This is a genomic window from Roseibium sp. MMSF_3412, assembly GCF_030733265.1.
GTDB lineage: Bacteria > Pseudomonadota > Alphaproteobacteria > Rhizobiales > Stappiaceae > Roseibium.
On record NZ_JASHJI010000009.1, the window covers coordinates 147,726 to 167,453 of the forward strand.

17 protein-coding genes are annotated in these 19,728 nt (G+C 58.0%); 9 read left to right on the forward strand and 8 right to left on the reverse strand.

Annotation, left to right across the window (positions count from 1 at the left end; all coding sequences use genetic code 11):
- Positions 1-84: 84 nt before the first annotated feature.
- The 9 genes from RBB49_RS17065 to RBB49_RS17105 all read left to right on the forward strand — a co-directional run bounded on the left by RBB49_RS17065 (position 85) and on the right by RBB49_RS17105 (position 9,017).
- Positions 85-372, forward strand: a complete 288-nt coding sequence (locus RBB49_RS17065) for a GIY-YIG nuclease family protein (RefSeq protein WP_306144056.1) — start codon at positions 85-87, stop codon at positions 370-372.
- 204 nt (positions 373-576) lie between these two features.
- A complete protein-coding gene (hydA, locus tag RBB49_RS17070) occupies positions 577-2,034 on the forward strand; it encodes a dihydropyrimidinase (protein WP_306144057.1) in 1,458 nt (485 codons plus the stop codon).
- Between the two features lie 327 nt (positions 2,035-2,361).
- Positions 2,362-3,153 carry an ABC transporter ATP-binding protein gene (locus RBB49_RS17075; protein ID WP_306144128.1) on the forward strand — a complete coding sequence of 264 codons (792 nt, stop codon included), beginning with the start codon at positions 2,362-2,364 and terminating at the stop codon, positions 3,151-3,153.
- Complete coding sequence (locus RBB49_RS17080) at positions 3,143-3,622, forward strand: GNAT family N-acetyltransferase (RefSeq protein ID WP_306144058.1); 480 nt, start codon at positions 3,143-3,145, stop codon at positions 3,620-3,622. Before RBB49_RS17075 ends, RBB49_RS17080 begins: the two co-directional genes overlap by 11 nt.
- Before the next feature lie 53 nt (positions 3,623-3,675).
- Entirely contained in the window at positions 3,676-4,545 is an 870-nt protein-coding gene (locus RBB49_RS17085; protein ID WP_306144129.1) for an ABC transporter permease, read from the forward strand.
- Entirely contained in the window at positions 4,542-5,687 is a 1,146-nt protein-coding gene (locus tag RBB49_RS17090; protein ID WP_306144059.1) for an ABC transporter permease, read from the forward strand. Before RBB49_RS17085 ends, RBB49_RS17090 begins: the two co-directional genes overlap by 4 nt.
- Before the next feature lie 149 nt (positions 5,688-5,836).
- The gene (gene mazG, locus RBB49_RS17095; RefSeq protein WP_306144060.1) at positions 5,837-6,673 is read left to right on the forward strand and encodes a nucleoside triphosphate pyrophosphohydrolase; all 837 of its coding nucleotides are present in this window, start codon (positions 5,837-5,839) and stop codon (positions 6,671-6,673) included.
- Between the two features lie 79 nt (positions 6,674-6,752).
- Positions 6,753-7,472, forward strand: a complete 720-nt coding sequence (locus tag RBB49_RS17100; RefSeq protein ID WP_306144061.1) for a hypothetical protein — start codon at positions 6,753-6,755, stop codon at positions 7,470-7,472.
- Positions 7,473-7,730: 258 nt separating this feature from the next.
- On the forward strand, positions 7,731-9,017 hold the full coding sequence (locus RBB49_RS17105) for an MFS transporter (protein WP_306144062.1): 1,287 nt from the start codon (positions 7,731-7,733) through the stop codon (positions 9,015-9,017).
- 10 nt (positions 9,018-9,027) lie between these two features.
- Here the strand turns inward: RBB49_RS17105 and hflX are convergent, their stop codons facing one another.
- The 8 genes from hflX to RBB49_RS17145 all read right to left on the reverse strand — a co-directional run bounded on the left by hflX (position 9,028) and on the right by RBB49_RS17145 (position 19,714).
- Complete coding sequence (hflX, locus tag RBB49_RS17110) at positions 9,028-10,320, reverse strand: GTPase HflX (RefSeq protein ID WP_306144130.1); 1,293 nt, start codon at positions 10,318-10,320, stop codon at positions 9,028-9,030.
- A gap of 120 nt (positions 10,321-10,440) precedes the next feature.
- Positions 10,441-10,698 carry an RNA chaperone Hfq gene (gene hfq, locus RBB49_RS17115; RefSeq protein ID WP_172670818.1) on the reverse strand — a complete coding sequence of 86 codons (258 nt, stop codon included), beginning with the start codon at positions 10,696-10,698 and terminating at the stop codon, positions 10,441-10,443.
- A 191-nt stretch (positions 10,699-10,889) separates the two neighbouring features.
- On the reverse strand, positions 10,890-11,753 hold the full coding sequence (locus tag RBB49_RS17120) for a D-amino-acid transaminase (protein WP_306144063.1): 864 nt from the start codon (positions 11,751-11,753) through the stop codon (positions 10,890-10,892).
- A gap of 103 nt (positions 11,754-11,856) precedes the next feature.
- Complete coding sequence (gene trkA, locus RBB49_RS17125) at positions 11,857-13,233, reverse strand: Trk system potassium transporter TrkA (protein WP_306144064.1); 1,377 nt, start codon at positions 13,231-13,233, stop codon at positions 11,857-11,859.
- A 37-nt stretch (positions 13,234-13,270) separates the two neighbouring features.
- A complete protein-coding gene (locus tag RBB49_RS17130; protein WP_306144065.1) occupies positions 13,271-14,638 on the reverse strand; it encodes a sigma-54 dependent transcriptional regulator in 1,368 nt (455 codons plus the stop codon).
- The gene (locus tag RBB49_RS17135) at positions 14,628-16,892 is read right to left on the reverse strand and encodes a PAS domain-containing sensor histidine kinase (RefSeq protein WP_306144066.1); all 2,265 of its coding nucleotides are present in this window, start codon (positions 16,890-16,892) and stop codon (positions 14,628-14,630) included. Before RBB49_RS17135 ends, RBB49_RS17130 begins: the two co-directional genes overlap by 11 nt.
- A 264-nt stretch (positions 16,893-17,156) precedes the next feature.
- Positions 17,157-18,596 carry a nitrogen regulation protein NR(I) gene (gene ntrC, locus RBB49_RS17140; RefSeq protein ID WP_306144067.1) on the reverse strand — a complete coding sequence of 480 codons (1,440 nt, stop codon included), beginning with the start codon at positions 18,594-18,596 and terminating at the stop codon, positions 17,157-17,159.
- A gap of 2 nt (positions 18,597-18,598) precedes the next feature.
- Entirely contained in the window at positions 18,599-19,714 is a 1,116-nt protein-coding gene (locus RBB49_RS17145) for a nitrogen regulation protein NR(II) (protein ID WP_306144131.1), read from the reverse strand.
- Positions 19,715-19,728: the final 14 nt, after the last annotated feature.

Sequence of the window (19,728 nt, forward strand, 5' to 3'; positions counted from 1 at the left end):
GCAAACAAGGGAAAAAAAACAAGATGGAATTCGGCTCCAACTCTCTCCGCCGTCCCGGCCTCGAGCCGGGACCACAATAGAGCGTTGGCCTATTTCGTTTACATACTGGCCAACAGGCCGAGAGGAGCGATCTACATAGGTTCAGCGCGAGACTTGAGAAGCAGGATCGAGCAGCACAGAGCTGGTATACGCGGCAGCCATACCGAGAAATACAACATAAAGACGCTTGTTTATTTCGAGGTCTATGAAGAAGCGATTGACGCGGTGCACCAGGAGCGAAGATTGAAGAGATGGAGACGGGCCTGGAAAGATCAGTTGATTGAGAGTGCCAATCCGGACTGGACAGATGTGAGTGATCAGATCCCGTATTAGAGGATCTTTTGAGCAAGGGTCCCGGATCAGGTCCGGGACGGCGCAAGATGAACGTTGGAAGCCTGAATAGAGCGGCAAAACTGATAGTAGAATTGCCGTCCCGGCCCTGAGCCGGGACCTGGACAGCAGAACACAGAACTTTCCCGATCTCAGATCGGGACCTGAAACACTGCGGAACGCGGCAAAAAACAAAGGGGAACGATGATGGCGAGCAAAGTGATCAAGGGCGGCACGGTTGTCACCGCTGACCTGTCCTATGAAGCCGATGTGAAGATCGAGGGGGGCAAGATCGTCGAGATCGGGCCGAACCTTTCCGGTGACGAAACGCTGGACGCCACCGGCTGTTACATCATGCCGGGCGGGATCGATCCGCATACCCACCTGGAAATGCCCTTCATGGGCACATTCTCCTCCGACAATTTCGACAGCGGCACACGCGCGGCCCTTGCCGGGGGCACAACCATGGTTGTCGACTTCGCCCTGCCCTCGCCCGGCCAGTCTCTGCTGGAAGCACTGCAGATGTGGGACAACAAGTCGACAATGGCCCATTGCGACTATTCCTTCCACATGGCGATCACCTGGTGGGGCGAGCAGGTCTTCAACGACATGCAGGAAGTCGTCCAGAAAAAGGGCATCAACACCTTCAAGCACTTCATGGCCTACAAGGGCGCGCTGATGGTGAACGATGACGAGATGTACGCCTCGTTCCAGCGCTGTGCCGAACTCGGCGCCCTGCCCCTTGTTCACGCAGAAAACGGCGACGTGGTCGCCAGCCTTCAGCAGAAGCTGCTCGCCGAAGGCCACAACGGGCCGGAAGGTCATGCCCATTCCCGCCCGCCGGAAGTGGAAGGCGAAGCCACCAACCGCGCGATCATGATCGCCGACATGGCCGGCGTCCCGGTCTATATCGTCCACACCTCGTCCGAACAGGCGCACGAGGCCATCCGCCGCGCGCGCCAGAACGGCATCCGCGCCTATGGCGAACCGCTCATCCAGCACCTGACACTGGATGACAGCGAGTATTACCATCACGACTGGGACCACTCGGCGCGCCGGGTGATGTCGCCGCCCTTCCGGGACAAGAAGCATCAGGACTCGCTCTGGGCGGGTCTCGCAGCCGGCTCGCTCCAGGTCGTTGCAACTGATCATTGCGCCTTCACCACGGAGCAAAAACGCACCGGCGTCGGCGACTTCACCAAGATCCCGAACGGCACCGGCGGTCTTGAGGACAGGCTGCCTATGCTGTGGACCTACGGCGTCAACACGGGCCGCCTGACGCCGAACGAATTCGTTGCCGTCACTTCAACCAATATTGCAAAGATTCTCAATATCTACCCGAAAAAAGGTGCGGTTTTTGTCGGAGCGGATGCCGATCTCGTGGTCTGGGACCCGGAAAAGGAAAAGACGATTTCGGCGGGCAACCAGCAGTCGGCGATCGACTACAACGTGTTCGAAGGCAAGAAGGTCAAGGGCCTGCCGCGCTATACGCTGACCCGGGGCCGCGTCGCCGTGGAAGACGGCACGGTCAACCACCAGCAGGGCCACGGCGAGTTCGTATCCCGCGAGCCGTTCCACGCCGTCAACAAGGCGCTCAGCACCTGGAAGGAACTGACCGCCCCCCGCAAGGTGGAGCGCACCGGCATCCCGGCCAGCGGGGTCTGATGGTGGAAGTCCTCCGCGATTGCCAATGAACGAAGCTTCTGCCGGCACAAATTGTTCCCTCTCCACGTGGGAGAGGGCTAGGGTGAGGGAACGAATGGGAGTGGGGACCGATAGTCTTGTCCCCTCACCCGGACCTGCGGTCCGACCTCTCCCGACGGGAGAGGTAACGTTGGATAGGTCTGAGCTTGAACACTCAGGGCGTTGCCTTGGCCATATGTGAATGAACTTGTGCTTTCGCCGGACCTTTGTGGTGTGTGTGTTTGAATACAATCAACGGATAAGAGAATGCTGACAGCAGCAGAAATCGAAGACGGACTGGACGATGCAATGAAGGAACATGTCAAGCGGGTCATCGACATCGACAAGCTGTCTCTGACCTTCCAGACGAATGATGGCCCCGTCCATGCCCTGTCCGATATCGATCTGAAGATCGACGAGGGCGATTTTGTATCTTTTATCGGTCCGTCCGGCTGTGGAAAGACGACGCTCCTGCGCGTCATTGCCGATCTGGAACAGCCCACGGCCGGCTCGATCACCGTCAATGGCGTGTCTCCGCAGGAGGCGCGCCTCAACCGCGCCTACGGTTATGTCTTCCAGGCGGCCGCACTTTATCCCTGGCGCACGATCGCCAAGAATGTCGCGTTGCCGCTGGAAATCATGGGTCTGTCCAGAGCAGAACAGCAGGATCGTATCGCGCGGAACATGGAACTTGTGAACCTCGCCGGCTTTGAAAAGAAATATCCCTGGCAGCTTTCCGGCGGCATGCAGCAACGCGCGTCAATTGCCCGCGCGCTGGCGGTTGAGCCGGATCTTCTGCTGATGGATGAGCCCTTCGGCGCACTAGACGAGATTGTCCGCGATCACCTCAACGAGCAGCTCCTGCAACTCTGGGCCAAGACCAACAAGACGGTTGTCTTTGTCACCCACTCCATCCCGGAAGCCGTGTTCCTCTCCACCAAGATCGTCGTGCTCTGCCCGCGTCCGGGCCGCATCTACGACGTTATCGAGAGCGACCTGCCGCGCGATCGGAACCTGGACATCCGCGAGTCCCCGGAATTCCTGAAGATTGCGCACCGGGTCCGCGACGGCTTGCGCGCGGGGCATTCCTATGAAGACTGACCCGATAGATACCATCAAGATCCGAAACGCTAACCGTGGCGACATGGCAAGATGTGGCGAGATCCTGAACGGCTGGATCGACGAGACGCCCTGGATGCCGCGCGTCCATTCACCTGAAGACGTTGTCCGGTACCACACGGACTTTGTTTTTGATAATCGCGCTGTCCTGGTCGCGGAAAACGATGGCAACGAAGTCCAGGGCTTTGCAGCCACAAGCGCTGATGCCGTCGTCACCGGGTTCTACCTCGCTCCGGAGGCCCGGAACAAAGGAATTGGCCATAAATTGCTGAGCCGCGTCAAACAGGCGAACCCGTCGGGTCTCGGTCTCTGGACCTTCGTGGCCAATACCGGTGCGCAAAGGTTCTACGAGCGCGAGGGCTTTGCCGAACAGCGCCGGACGAACGGAGACAACGAGGAAAACCTGCCGGACATACTCTATAGCTGGCAACCGGAAGGAGTGGCCGCATGACCGACACCACCCTCTCCTCACCCCGCACCAATCTCAGCCCCTTCGCCGGGCTGATGTCCGGTACGGTCGGGCCGGTGACCGTCGTTGTCCTGGCGATCCTCGCGATCTGGTACATCGCGGCAGCCGCACTCAACACCCCGTTCCAACAGGATATGTACGAGCGCGCCGGTCAGGAGCATGTGCAATTCACCCAGCTCATCGCCGATACCTGGGCGCAGGAACGGCCGGTGCTGCCTGCCCCCCATCAGGTCGTTGTCGAGATCTGGAACACAACGGTTGAAAAGAAGATCACCTCCAAGCGCTCGCTGATCTACCACAGCAGCATCACGCTTTCCTCGACGCTGCTCGGTTTCCTGATCGGCACGACGCTGGGCATATTGCTTGCCGTCGGAATCGTGCACTCGCGTGTCCTCGACAAGTCCCTGATGCCCTGGATCATTTCTTCACAGACCATTCCGATCCTTGCGATTGCACCGATGATCATTGTGGTTTTGAACGCCATCGGCGTTTCCGGACTGTTGCCCAAGGCGATGATTTCCACCTACCTGTCTTTCTTTCCGGTCACTGTCGGCATGGTGAAGGGCCTGAGATCTCCGGAAGTCATCCATATGGATCTCATGCACACCTATTCGGCAACGAGGGTCCAGGCCTTCTGGAAACTGCGCCTGCCCTACGCCGTGCCCTTTCTGTTCACATCCATGAAGATCGGCATGGCGGCATCGCTGGTCGGAGCCATTGTCGGTGAACTGCCGACCGGTGCCGTGGCGGGTCTTGGAGCCCGTCTGCTGGCCGGGTCCTATTACGGACAGACGATCCAGATCTGGTCCGCGCTGATCGTTGCGGCGATCCTCGCCGGCTCGCTCGTGGCCCTGATCGGCATCATGGAAAAAGTCGCGCTCAAGCGGATGGGGATGGCACAATGACACCTGCAACTGTCTCCAAGCGGCGTTTTGATATGCCTGCCATCCTGGCGTGGTTCATCGTTGCCATGGTCATCGTCGGTCTTTTCAGCCGCATCTTCGAACCGGATCTCGGCGTGATGGACGTTCCGCGCCTGTCGATCTGCCTGGTAATCCTGGGCATCGCCGCTGTCCGCTACGAACTGGGCTTCATGCGCAACCGGTTTGGCGATCTGGTCCTCGGGCTCGTGACTGCGATCTCCGCATGGCTGTTGATCGGCGCTGCGACACGCTACGAAGGCGAGGCCGCGCTCGGTTTCTGGGCATTGACGGCCGCCACCTGGGCCGCGTCCTGGCTGTTTGTTGAAAGGCTGGCGATCTGGAAGACCGCTTCGCCCGCCGCAGCGCGCCTCGTCAACCTTGCCATTCCCGCGCTATTCGGAATTGCGATCCTGCTCCTCTGGGAAGTTATCGTCACCGGTGCAGGCGTGCCGAAAGTGCTGCTCCCGGCCCCGTCCGAAATCTGGGTGCGTCTGGCCACATCCGTGCCGACGCTCTGGGCGGACTTCCAGCAGACCTTCCTGAAAGCCGTGCTGGCAGGATATGCCATGGGCTGCGGCTCCGCGTTCCTCATCGCCATTCTCGTGGATCGCGTGCCGTTTCTGCGCCGTGGCCTGCTGCCCATCGGAAATCTCGTCTCGGCGCTGCCAATCATCGGCGTTGCACCGATCATGGTGATGTGGTTCGGCTTCGACTGGCCGTCCAAGGCCGCCGTTGTCGTGATCATGACCTTCTTCCCGATGCTGGTTAACACGGTCTCGGGACTGGCCGCTTCCGACGCGATGCAACGCGACCTGATGCGGACCTACGCCTCGAACTACTGGCAAACCCTCTTCAAGCTGCGCCTGCCGATGGCCATGCCGTTTATCTTCAATGCCCTGAAGATCAATTCCACCCTCGCCCTGATCGGTGCAATCGTCGCCGAGTTCTTCGGCACGCCGATCGTCGGCATGGGCTTCCGCATTTCCACGGAAGTCGGACGCATGAATGTGGACATGGTCTGGGCGGAGATCGCAATTGCCGCCCTGGCCGGATCGCTCTTCTACGGCATCATCGCGCTCCTGGAACGCGCCGTCACCTTCTGGCATCCGTCCATTCGGGGATAGATTGCCTCTCCACTTGTCGTCCCGGATATGCCAAAAGGCATCATCCGGGATCAAATCGACCTGCCGGCGGCGGTAATACTTGCCGAACCACGGCCCCGTTGGTTTCGGGCTTTCGCAGGAATTGAGAAGCAATTGGGAAAAGCGCCCTCATGACACCCAGCCGTGACATTGCCCGCCTTATCGAAATCATGGCAGCGCTTCGCACACCTGTCACCGGCTGCCCCTGGGATCTGGAACAGACCTTCGCGACGATTGCTCCCTATACGCTTGAAGAAGCCTATGAGGTCGCCGATGCGATCGCAAAGAACGACATGCTGGATTTACGCGAGGAACTGGGCGATCTGCTGCTTCAGGTCGTCTATCACGCCCGCATGGCGGAGGAAGAAAAACACTTCGATTTTGGAGACGTCGTTGAAGGCGTCACCAGGAAAATGATCCGCCGCCATCCGCATGTTTTCGGCGACGAAAACGGCGAAAAGGCGGAACACGTCAAGGGCATCTGGGAACGGATCAAGGCCGAGGAAAAGGCTGAGAAGCTTGCCGAAAGGCAGGCGCACGGGCTTGAAGAGCACAGGCAAAGGTTTCTGGACGAGGTGCCAACCGCCTTCCCCGCGCTTCAGGAGGCGGAAAAACTGCAGCGCAAGGCCTCCAAGGTCGGCTTTGACTGGAACGATGCGCGTCTCGTGCTTGAAAAAATCCGCGAGGAAACGCACGAACTCGACGAGGAACTCTCCCAAAGCGCACCGGACAAGACGCGCATCGCAGATGAACTCGGGGATACGCTTTTCGCCCTCGCCAATCTGGCGCGGCATCTCGACATTGATCCCGAAGAAGCGTTGCGTCAAACCAACCGCAAATTCCGGTCGCGGTTTGCCGCGATTGAAGATCACGCCGAGAAGACCGGAACCACGCTCCTTGCCATGTCCCTTGAAGAGATGGAAGCAGCCTGGCAGGCCGCAAAACAATCAAAAGATGTGTTCAGGTAGTAATAATAAATTTTTGAAAACCTGAATTTTTCCTGGCACATCAGTTTCCGCAGCGTTAGTTGAATGCAATAGTGGTTGCATGTTGACGTTCGCACGTTTTGAAACACGTCTTGCAGCCTGTATTCTCGGGTTCCTGATGGCCATTTTTTCGGCCGAACATGCGCAGTCCGAGACATGGAAAATCGCGAGCCCCGAATGGCCGCCCTATGCCGGGTCGGATCTTCCGGACAACGGCCGCGCGATCAACAAGTTGCGGACGGTCCTGAACCGTGCGGGTATTTCGCTTGAAGTCGATTTCATGCCCTGGTCAAGGGCAAGGGCCGTTGCCATGTCCAGGGATTACATCGGCGTCTTTCCGGCCTGGCCGACCGAAGTCAACCAGCATTTCATGGCCTCAGATCCGGTCGATTTTTCCCGTATTGCCGTCATCAAGCGCGTGGAAACGACGCTCGCAACATCCTGTATCGATCGCCTCTTTCAAGAATACCGCGTGGGATTTGTCGCCGGCCATGTCTATCCGGCACCGATCCAACGACTGATTTACCAGCACTATCAGCCTGAAGACGGCTCTGAGAACGAGGAAGACCTCGTGCGTGTGCTTGCGGCCGGACGCATAGATGCAGCGCTGAGCGATCCCGCCGTGCTGTTGCACCTTGCCGACAAGCTTCAGTTGAACGGCATCGACCCGGACGTAGACACGCTGGAAAAACACCCGCTTGTGCTCGCATTCTCAAGAACCGGCGGGTACCGGCAACGGCTTGAGCGCCTCAATGACCTCCTGCGAACAAGGACCGATTGAACAGGGCATCAAGCCACCTTGTGCAAGACGGTGTTGAATCGCACCCATCAAGTCTTTCATCATCCATTGGAAAATCCGGAAACTGAATCGAATACCGAATACCCGGTTTCGAACCGGATCGGTGTTTTTTGTTCTCTGGCGCACCAATTTCAACACAAGTGCATGAAACTAACTTTGGGTGATCCTTAGCTTTTGAGTAACGGTTGCTGAAACAACAATGAAAACCGGACACCGCCCGACAGGACGCCTGGCAGATCAATGACGCACCAAGCCGACAGTTCACATGACCGAAACCTTCCGCTTCTGACCGGACAGAGCACGCTTGCGACCGCTGCCTGGATGATGGCGAGCCCGTCCATCGTGCTCACGTTTCTGGCAGTGTCCCTGGACATGCCGATCTTTCTGATCGGCGCATTGGTCTCGATCCGGCAGCTGGCGAGTTCGCTGACGGACGTTTTTCTGTTCAATGCGATTGCCAGGATCCAGAACCGAAAGCGGGCGCTGTCCGTGACCGATCTGACACTGGCGCTTTGTTTTGGAGCAACCATTGTCGTCGTGCTGTTTGGTGACAGGTCACAGGCGATGGTCGTTTTCGTCATTTGCGTCTTCATCATGGGGATCGTCGATGAATTCCAGCAATTGCTGCTGACGGACTTCATAAGCGACAACCTGAAATCTCACGCCCGTTTGAAACTGAAATACGCACAGATGGCACTTGGGGGCATTTTCGCCGTGGCAATGACATGGTTCGCGCACGAGATGACGCTGGAACTGCCGCCGCTGCACAGGCACTCGATCATTGTTGCGATCGGGGTCCTGTGCTTCGCCCTGTCGGCTTTTGCCGTCCTTGCGGTAAGGGATTTCGCTGAAAAATCAGCGCTTCCGGAGCGGGCGAAATCTTCTCCTTACAAAGCCCTGATGGCCTATGTCTCAAATGCCATCCAAATGCTGAAATTCGACTGGTTCCGCAAGTTCGTGACACTGAGGATCGTTTTTGCCAGTGTCATTCTGGCCGTACCGTTCTTCTCGCTGATTTCCGCGGAAGCACACCATGCATCGGACAAAGGATTGACCGCCCTCATCATTTCCTATGCGCTGGGTTACATCGTCGCCGGACCGCTCTGGGGCACCCTGAACAACATATCGCACCGGCTGGTGATGTTTTCCTGCGCTGTTCTGGTCGGCTTTTCCGGAGCAACCCTGGCCACCTTGCATTTTCTGGATATTGATCACGATGTCAGGATACATGCCGTGGCCATATTCACAGTGAGCGTCGCGGTCAGAGGCATCGGGGCCGTGCTAAGCCTCTATTACATGGACATTGCACCCAAGGAACAGCGCGTGAATGGCATTGCGGTTGCAAGATCGTTTGTGCGCGTGGCGATGATCTGTCTTTCGGCGACACTGGCCGCTGTTGCCCATCTCCACGAGACGGCTTGGGCGATCCTGTTCATAACCCTGGCGAGTTTCGGTGCCGCGATTTTCAGTTACTTCCTGACGCGATCAGGCAGTACCAGCAGCGCATCCGGTTCCGCTGACGCTTAAAGAAAGTTCCTTAGCCGTCGGCCTCAACATATTCGGCAAACAGATCGCGGAAAGGTCCCCGCTGCTTGTCGGAAACACGCACCTCTGCGGTCACCGCTTCCTCGCTGTCGACCCGGTTGAGAACCTCGGACATCTGGTAAAGCTTGGCAAGAAGAGCGCCCTCCGCCACAGGCAGACGAACATTCAGAATGTCATCGTGCTGGGCAATGAAACGGTCAATCCGGGACGAAAGCTGCTCGACGCCCGCGCCCGTCAATGCAGAAACGGACACTGGTCCGTCCTCTCCGGCCTCTGCAAGCAGTTTTTCCCGGTATGCAGCGTCAAGGCAGTCGATTTTGTTCCAGACCTCGACAACCGGCGCTCCGGTCAGCGCATCGACACCAAGCTCATCAAGCGTTTTCTTGACGTCCTCGGCCTGCGCATCGGTGTCCGGATGTGAAATGTCGCGCACATGCAGGATCAGATCAGCTTCCAGGACCTCTTCAAGTGTCGCGCGAAAGGCGGCGACCAGATGCGTCGGCAGGTCCGAGATGAACCCCACCGTGTCCGAGAGAATGACCTCCTTGCCGTGCGGCAAGGTCACCTTGCGCAGCGTGGGGTCCAGCGTGGCGAAAAGCAGATCCTTGGCGAAGACATCGGCTTCGGTCAGACGATTGAACAGCGTTGACTTGCCGGCATTGGTATAGCCCACAAGCGCGACGACCGGCTGTGGTATTTTCTTGCGCTTTTTGCGGTGCAGATTGCGCGTGCGGCGAACGCTCTCCAGTTGCTTCTGCAGTGCGATGATGCGGTCCTGGATCTGCCGCCGGTCGGCTTCGATCTGGGTTTCGCCCGGACCGCCCATGAAACCGGCCCCGCCCCTTTGCCGTTCAAGGTGCGTCCAGGAGCGCACAAGACGGCTTTTCTGCCAGGTCAGGTGGGCAAGATCGACCTGAAGGCGGCCTTCCTTCGTGCGCGCCCGATCGCCGAAAATCTCCAGGATCAGGCCGGTTCTGTCGATAACCTTGGTCTTGAGGCGCCGCTCCAGGTTTCGCTGCTGCACGGGTGAGAGAGGATGGTCTATGACCACCAGATCAAAATCCTCGCTTGCAACGATGCCCGCCAGTTCGGCGACCTTGCCTTCGCCGAACAAGGTACCCGGTTTCGGGTTGTTCACCTTGACCACACCGGAATGAATGATCTGAAGATTGATGGCTGCGCTCAGACCAATCGCCTCTTCCAGGCGCGCTTCCGGGCTTCGGTTCCCCCGCAGGTCGGTCTGCGCGCTGTCGCCGCGCAGCTGCAGAACCGGCTCGATAATCATCGCACGGAAGGGCTGAGGCAGGCGATCCACCCCAGTATCCTTTATTCTGAGCGTTTTGTGTCCCGGTTCTTCGGGACCGTTTGATTTCGAAAAATCGTCCGCGCGAGACTTAGGTTTCAATCAGCCAGCCTTTTCAGCGTTTTCCTCAGCCTGATCGAACAGTTGAACAGGGCCATTTGGCATAATTGTGGAAATCGCGTGCTTATACACGAGCTGAGAGTGCCCGTCGCGGCGAAGCAGGACGCAAAAATTGTCAAACCAGGTCACGACACCCTGCAATTTCACACCGTTGATGAGAAATATTGTCAGGGGAGTTTTTTGTTTGCGAACGTGGTTGAGGAAAGTGTCTTGGAGATTTTGTGCGCGCTCAGCCATCAGTGTTTTTATCCTGTTTTACCCCCGGATGCGGCCGAGCATCCGGCTTTGTCGGCAGCCTACCGTCAAAAAGCTATTGAATTTCAAACATTAAGGTTTGAAGTTCTGCCCGCGTTTTGTTTTGCCCACTCAAAGAGCTGTCTGCCTCAGCTCCTTTTACGTCGTATTTATATCCATAGACAAGACCAATTCAGTCATGCCGTCTGCAAATCAGTAGCAGTATGGAACAGTTCACGCAATCGCAATGCAACAGAACCCGGATGTCCGTTGCCGACAATCCTTCCGTCAACGCGTGTTACGGGCATCACCAGGGTTGACGCAGCGGTAACAAACGCTTCCTTGGCCTCGAACGCTTCTTCCAGGCTGAAGGGCCGTTCTTCAAACGTCAGGCCTTCCCTTTCAACAAGGTCGAGCACCACCGCCCGCGTGATCCCGCGGAGAATTCCGTTCTCGGCCGGTCTTGTAACCAATGCCCCATCCTTCGTCACGATCCAGGCATTGGTCGATCCGCCTTCCGTGACATTACCGTCGGCATCGATGTACCAGGCTTCCTTGCCGCCATTTTCCTTCGCATGCTGCTTTGCCAGCACGTTCGGCAGCAGCGCGACGGTCTTGATGTCGACACGCGGCCACCGGTTTTCCGGGTAGCTGACGACGGAAATGCCCTTTTCGGCCTGGGCTTCCGCCGCGGCGGGATTGGTTGACTTGGCTGTTACGACAATCGACGGTGCAACGTCGTCTGAAGGGAAAAAGTGGTCCCGTTTGGCAACGCCGCGCGTGACCTGGATATAGACCAGGCCGTTTTTGACCAGATTTCTGCGGACTACCTGCCTCAACACGAACTCGACCGCGTTTCGGCTCATGGGCCAGTCAATCTGGAGTTCGCTCAAGGATCGGCTCAAACGGTCGAGATGCCTCGGCATGTCCACGATCTTGCCGTGCCAGACTTCGCACACCTCGTAAACACCATCCGCAAACTGATACCCACGGTCTTCAACATGCACCGCGGCATCCCCATGACGAACGTACTGACCGTTGACATAAGCAATCCGGCTCATGAACACTCCAAAGCAAACAAGAAACGTGCCCGTCAAACGGGCCTTTGGCACATTTTTGAACGTTCGGTCAGATAATTGCAAGCTCAGATTAGAGGCAAATCGCCTAAAAGAAATCGAGGCTCACGCGGAACATTTGCTCGACCTGCCGGACGCGATTGGCAACGGCGAAGATGACGATACGGTCCTGCGCCTGGATCTGCAGTTCCCCGTTTGGCGTGAGCACTTCTCCACCTCTGAAAACGGCTCCGACGCGAATTCCGGAGGGCAGATCAATGACCCGCAAGGGCTTGCCGACCAGCGGAGACGTGTCGAGAGCTTCTGCTTCGACAATCTCCGCAGCCCCGTTCTGGAGCGAATGAACGCCACGAATTCTGCCGCGGCGCACATGCTGAAGTATCCTGGAAATCGTGACGGCCCTCGGATTGATGAAGGCGTCGATACCAAGCGCATTCGCGAAGGCAGGGTAGCTCGGGTTGTTGAGCAGCGACAGGGAACGCCGACAGCCGAGTTTCTTGGCCATGACGGAAGACAGGATGTTGACTTCGTCTTCGTTGGTGAGCGCGACCATCGTATCCGCATCACCGGCATCGGCTTCGTTCAAGATGATCTGATCAAGCGCGCTGCCGTGCAGGATGACCGATCGCTTGAGTTCATCGGCAACCGACATTGCCCGTTCACGCGACGCTTCAATGAGCTTGATTTTCGTTCCGCTCTGACGTTGTTCGAGCGCCTTGGCGACATAGAGCCCGATATTGCCACCTCCGGCGATGACGACCTTGGCGGCTTCCGGTTCCTCATGTCCGAATATGCTCAATGTCCTGCGCACCTGATCGCGCCGGGCGACCACGTAGGCCAGGTCGCCGGACAGGATGCTGTCGCTGCTCTTGGGCACAAACAGACTGTTGTTCCGGTAAAGGCCGACAACGACGGCTCCAAGATCGGGAAAGAGCTCGGTCAGCTGCCTGAGCGGCGTGTCGACCACCGGACAGTCCTCTTCGCACATGATCCCGACAACGACGACATGATCGTCCGCAAACCGGACGGTTTCAACCGCTCCCGGCAGTGCCAGACGCCGAAGCACCATCTCTCCGACTTCGATCTCCGGGGAGATGATCACGTCGATGGGCATGTTGTCGCGCGAGAACAGATTGCGCCAACGGCCCTGGAGGTAGGATTGCGCCCGGATACGGGCAACCTTTGTCGGCACGTTAAAGAGGGAATGCGCCACCTGGCAGGCGACCATGTTGACTTCGTCGTAAAGCGTGACCGCAACGATCATGTCCGCTTCTTCGGCGCCTGCCTGCGCCAGGATGTCCGGATGTGCGCCATGGCCGACAAAGCCGCGCACATCGAGCTGGTCGCCGATCGCATTGATCAGTTGAGGTGAGGAATCGATGACCGAAACATCGTTTTGCTCCGCGGCAAGCCGCTCTGCAATCCCGTACCCGACCTGGCCGGCGCCGCAAATGACGATTTTCATGGAAAGACCTCTTTCCCCTTGATGGGCTTTGCCGTTTTCAGGTCATTCCCAGTGTTTTCAGTTTGCGGTGCAAGGCAGACCGTTCCATTCCGACGAATTCTGCAGTCCTTGAGATATTGCCGTCAAATCGCTTTATCTGCGCCTGCAGATATTCCCGCTCAAAAATCTCGCGCGCCTCACGAAGCGGCACTGACATCAGATGCTCGCCCGTTCCCGATGTCGGCAGGTTCGGCAGTGTTTCGCCGATCTCGGACGGCAAGAGGTCGGCGGTGATCGTACTATCCGGTTCGCCGCGGCTCAGGATCATCAGCCGTTCGACATTGTTGCGCAGCTGACGCACGTTTCCTGGCCAGTCGTGGGTCTGCAGAACCGCCATGGCATCGTCTCCGATGGGGCGAAGCGGAATGCCCGAGGCCGCGGATATCTGCTCCATGAAGTGATGCACCAGGACAGGTATGTCCTCGCGCCGTTCTGCAAGGCCCGGAACCCGAAGCGGCACAACGCTGAGCCGGTGATAGAGATCCTGGCGGAAGAGACCGGAGGCGATATGTTCTTCCAGGTTCTTCGATGTCGAGGACAGGATCCGGATATCGACCTGCACTTTTTGGGTTCCGCCGACACGCGCGAAGCTCTGTTCAACAAGAACCCGGAGAATTTTCCCCTGTGTCTCTGCCGGCATGTCTGCAACTTCGTCGAGATAGAGCGTGCCGCCATGCGCTTCCTCAAGCGCGCCGATCTTTCTCAGATTGCCGTTTTCGTCCTCGATGCCGAACAGTTCCTCTTCCATGCGCGCGGGCGTGATTGTGGCGGCATTCAGAACAACAAAGGGACTTTTGGTTCGTGGCGACTGGTCATGGATCATCCGCGCCGCACGTTCCTTGCCGGCACCGGATGGACCGACAATCAGGATCCTGCTGTTCGTCCCGGAGATTTTCTGGATCGTCTGGCGCAGATTATGCGCGGCTGAAGACCCACCGATGACTTCGCTGGTTTCACCGCTGCGCTGCTTGAGATCTCGGATCTCGCGCTTGAGGCTGGAGGCCTCGAGCGCACGTTCGACAATATGAACGAGCCGGTCGGCCTTGAACGGTTTCTCGATGTAATCGTAGGCACCGCGCTTGATCGCGGATACGGCTGTTTCGATGTTGCCGTGACCTGAGATGATCACCACCGGCAGATCGGGATCTGTCTCCTTCAGGACATCGAGCAGAGCAAGACCGTCGAGCCGGCTCCCCTGCAGCCAGATGTCAAGGATCACGAGAGACGGTTTGCGTTCCTTGACGGCGCCGAGTGCACTGTCGGAATCATGCGCCGTGCGCGTCCCGTAGCCATCGTCATCCAGGATGCCTGCAATCATCTCCCGGATATCGGTTTCGTCATCTACAACTAGAATATCATGCGCCATGAGCTGTCACTGCTTGCTCTTGTTCGTCGCTCTCCGTTTCGGCCTCGGCAGAAGCTGCCAGAGTAAGCCGCACCAGAGTGCCTGTTGCATCAGGGGTTGATTTCGGCGCGTCCAGCAATTCGACGCCACCGCCGTGGTCTTCCATAATCTTCCGCACGATCGCAAGACCAAGGCCCGTGCCCTTTTCCCGCGTCGTCATGTAGGGCTCCAGCAACCGGCTGCGGTTTTCCTCGGGCAGCCCGACCCCGTTGTCGATCACATCGACGACGATCCGTCCCGGAGTTTCATCACTTTCTGCGCGCAGCCGGACCAGAACCTTGCCTTTCGGCAAGTCGTCACCTGTCCGTGCTGCAACCGCCTCGGTGGCATTCTTGACCACGTTGGTAAGTGCCTGACCGACGAGACGCGGGTCGAACACGGCCGTTACCGCCGTATCGGGAACATCGGCCGTGACCGAGATTTCCGGGTTGGCGACAGATTGCATGAAGGCGGCATCGCGGACCGCTTCGCGCAGGTCCGAACTGATCTTGTTCGGTTTCCGCATCCGGGCAAAGGAGGAAAACTCGTCGACCATCTGGCCGATATCGCCGACCTGCCTGACAATGGTGTCGATGCACTGGTCGAAGACTTCCCGGTCTTCCTCGATGCGTTTGCCGTAACGCCGGCGAATGCGCTCCGCAGACAGCTGGATCGGTGTCAGCGGATTCTTGATTTCGTGCGCGATTCTGCGAGCGACATCGGCCCAGGCGGAATTGCGCTGCGCGGAGACGAGATCGGTAATATCGTCCAGTGTGACGACAAAACCATGCTCGCGCCGTGTGGACTGCTCGCTTGTTATGCGCACATTCAATGTCCGCAGGCGGCCGGCTCGCGTGACCTCGATCTGGGTTTCCGGGAGCTTATCCGTCGAGTTTTCAAGCACGGCATCGATGCAGTCGGCAAGTTCGGGCACAACTTCCGTCAGCGGTCTGTTGAGGATCTGCACCTCATCGAGTTGCAGCAGTTCCAGCGCCGACCGGTTGATCAGCATGATGGAAGCCTCGTCATCCACTCCGATCACGCCTGTCGACACGCCGGAAAGGACAGCCTCGTTGAACCTGCGGCGGCGGTCGATCTGCTCGTTGGCCGCCAGCAGGGCGTCCCGCTGTCCAAGCAACTGGCCGGTCATCTTGTTGAATGTCAGACCGAGGTTGGTCAGGTCTCCCCCCGACTTTTCTGTCTGCACCTTGACCGCAAGGTTGCCCTTGGAGACCTCGTCGGCAGCCGATATCAGCACGCGAATGGGCGAAACCAGCCTGTTTGCGAAGCCAAAGCCGATCCAGATAGCCGATAGGAGCAGGATGAGAGCGACACCCAGATAGACCAGCGCAAACGCGACCTGGACACCGAACCGGCTGTTTTCCATCTGCTGATACTGCGATGCGCCGGTTTCCGCCAGGCGCAGATACTCAACGACGCGGGGGTCGATCACCCGCACGGCATAAAGATAAAAATTATCGTAGGCCGACAGCTTCATGACACCGCCGACGAGATTCGAACTGCCGGGGGCAATCAGGATCGGGTCGCCCGACTGTGCCTTGAAAAAACTGTCGGCGGGCGGCAGCGGGATCTGCGCATTCGGATCGAGAATGACGCGCGTCACGACATCCCCATTCTCATCGAGGATCATCGCGCCGAGAATGCCGCGAAGTGAAACCTGTGTCGCAAAGAACTGGTCAAACCGGGTCGGCTCGAATTCATAGATCGCCTTGGCGCGATCGATATCCTTCGTCATGGCGATCAGATCGCCCCTGAGAACCCGCGCATGTTCCTGAAGATAGGCCTGCGCAACCGTCAGGGCATTGTCGATGATCTGCCGCGTGCGGTCTTCAAACCAGCGATCCAGGCCCCGATCGAGCGTGACTGCAGCCAGAACCGCCATCATGACGGCAGGAACAGCCGCAACAAGGCTGAACAGGGCAACGACACGCACGTGAAGACGCGCGGCTGCCCGCCCACGCCTTCGCGCCTGCCAGAGCTTGTAGATTTCAACGGAGACGACGCCCAGCAATACGGCCGCGAGAGCACCATTGATGGCCATCGCCGTCATGATGACTTCCCGTGTGGGATCGACGGAGGTCAGTCCCATGAGAATAACAAATGTGATCGCAATCGAAATCAGCGCAACCACCATGACGGCAAGCCCGGCGCGACGCCATAACTTGCCCGAAGCGCTGGATTGCACCACGGATTGCTGAACTGTTTCCAGTATCATGCAGCCTCTAAAACACGGCAAACCACGGAATAATTGCGGCTTGCTGGACCATTTGCTGCAAACTTATCACACATTGTTGCGAAATTGCGACAGAGCTGTCCAGACGCCACATTTTACAGTGGAAGAGATTGGTCTCGTTCCAAATTCGTCAGAAGATTCAGAATCTTGACCTTGCAAAAATCACGCAGGGTGACAGGAGCGCGGTCCCGGGGAGCGCCGCACGACCCGGCCGACCGTGTCTTCTTTCGACCGGAAGGATAACGCTCATCTGGCGGAGCGCATCACCTGAATGTCGAGGTCTCTGATTTTCTTCCGCAAGGTGTTGCGATTGACCCCGAGAAGTTCTGCGGCCTTGATCTGATTGCCTCTTGTCGCAGCAAGGGCAGCACTGATCAGCGGGTATTCGACCTCCCGCAGAATGCGGTGGTAGAGCCCCGGAGGGGGAAGCGCTTCGCCGAACGTGTCGAAGTAACCCGACAGGTATTTTTCCACCGAGCCCCCCAGGTTGACGTTCTCGTTCACGTCCTCCGAGGCCGAAACGGCACTTGGCTGGCTGAGTTCCTGATCGAGCAGGCTTTCGCTGATCACGTCCTGCGGATATAGCGCTGCGAGACGCCGGACGAGGTTTTCCAGTTCGCGCACGTTGCCCGGCCATCTGTAACGGCGCAGCATGTTGAGTGCACCGACGTCGATCTGTTTCGCCTGCAGGCCTTCCTTTTCCACCAGAGAAAAGAAGTGCCGGACCAGGTCCGGAATGTCTTCCACCCGCTCGCGCAGCGGTGGCAACCGGATTGGAACGACGTTGAGCCTGAAATAGAGATCTTCCCGGAAAAGTCCCTGGTTGATCAGGTGACGGAGATCCTTGTTGGTCGCGGCGACAATGCGAACATCAGTCTTGATCGGCGTCCGTCCGCCGACAGTGGTATACTCGCCTTGCTGCAGCACGCGCAGCAAACGTGTCTGCGCTTCCATCGGCATGTCGCCGATTTCATCCAGGAACAGCGTTCCGCCGTCAGCTTGCTCAAAACGGCCCGAACTCCGGTTCTGCGCACCGGTGAAGGCTCCCTTTTCGTGGCCGAACAACTCGGCCTCGATCAGGTCCCGCGGGATCGCCGCCATGTTGATGGCGACAAATGGACCGTTTCGACGTTTGCCGTAGTCGTGAAGTGCACGTGCAACGAGTTCCTTGCCCGTGCCCGATTCTCCGTTGATCATGACCGTGAGATCGGTCTGCATCAGCCGGGCGAGAATGCGATAGATTTCCTGCATGGCCGGTGAGCGGCCAACAAGCGGCATCCCCTCCCCGGCGTCCTCGATATCAAGCGCCGGGCGTTTCTTGGGCTCTTCCAGCGCTCTTTGCACAATGTTGGTGAGTTCCTTCAGATCGAAGGGCTTGGGCAGATATTCATAGGCTCCCTTTTCGGAAGCCTTGATCGCGGTCATGAACGTGTTCTGGGCACTCATGACGAGGACCGGAAGTTCAGGCCGCATCTTTTTCATGCGCGGCAGAACATCAAAAATGTTCTCATCCGGCATCACGACATCCGTGATGACAAGATCGCCATCACCGGATGATACCCACCGCCAGAGCGTAGAGGCATTCGACGTCAGCCGCACCGTGTATCCGGCCCTGGAAAGAGCCTGGTTGAGCACGGTGCGAATAGCCGCGTCATCATCTGCAACAAGGATCGTACCTGTCGGCATCGTTATTCAGTTCCCTCGCTCGCCGTGTCGGTATCCGGATTTGCGTCACCGGTATACGCAGGCATTAGGATGCGAAAAATGGTTCTTTCACGCTGGCTGTCACACTCAATGACGCCACCATGATCGCCGATAATTTTTGCAACGAGAGCCAGGCCAAGACCCGACCCGTTGGTCTTCGTGGTGATAAAGGGTTCAAACAGGTGCGGCAGCAGATCATCGGGAACACCCGGACCGTTATCCTGCACACAGAATTCAAGCGGCAGGCTTACGCGATGCTCTGTACCGGGCACCGACAGACGGACTCCCGGCCGAAAAGCGGTTGAAATCCGGATTTCGCCATCGGGATCATCGCCGATCGCTTCACTCGCGTTCTTCACCAGATTGAGAAACACCTGGATCAGCTGGTCCTTGTTGGCAAAGACCGGCGGCAGGGATGGATCGTAAATCTCCACGATCCTCTTGTTACGCGCAAACCCGTTGTCTGACAGGCTTTTGACCCTGTCCAGAACGACGTGGATGTTGACCGGTTCACGCTCGATCGGTCTCTCGTCGGAGAAAACCTCCATGCGATCGACAAGTTTCACGATCCTGTCGGTCTCGTCCATGATGAGCCGCGTCAGCGACCGGTCGTCATCGACCACGGATTGTTCCAGAAGCTGCGCCGCTCCCCTTATGCCAGACAGCGGGTTCTTGATTTCGTGCGCCAGCATCGCCGCGAGCCCGGTCACGGTTCGCGCCGCCCCCCGCGACGTCAGTTGCCGGTCGATCTTTTCGGCCATGGTCCGTTCTTGGAACATCAGAACGACAGCCCCCGGCCGATCCGATACCGGAGCCGCATTGATATCGACCATCTTGGGCGCGCCGATTCGCGGCGAACCGATATCCACCTTGTATTCGTTGACGGGTGCCGCGCGTTCGCGCACCTGCTCGATCAAGGTGAGCAACGGGCTGCCGAAAGGGACAAAGTCGCTGATCGGATGCCGTCGCAAGACGGAAGCGCTGGAGCGCATGAAAATCTCGGCGGCCATGTTTGCCGACTCAATGACGCCGTCTGGCGCCACAAGCAAAACCGGGTGCGGAAGCGCATCGAGAATGGTCGGGCCGTCGCTTGCAAGCATGGCAATACGGCCGC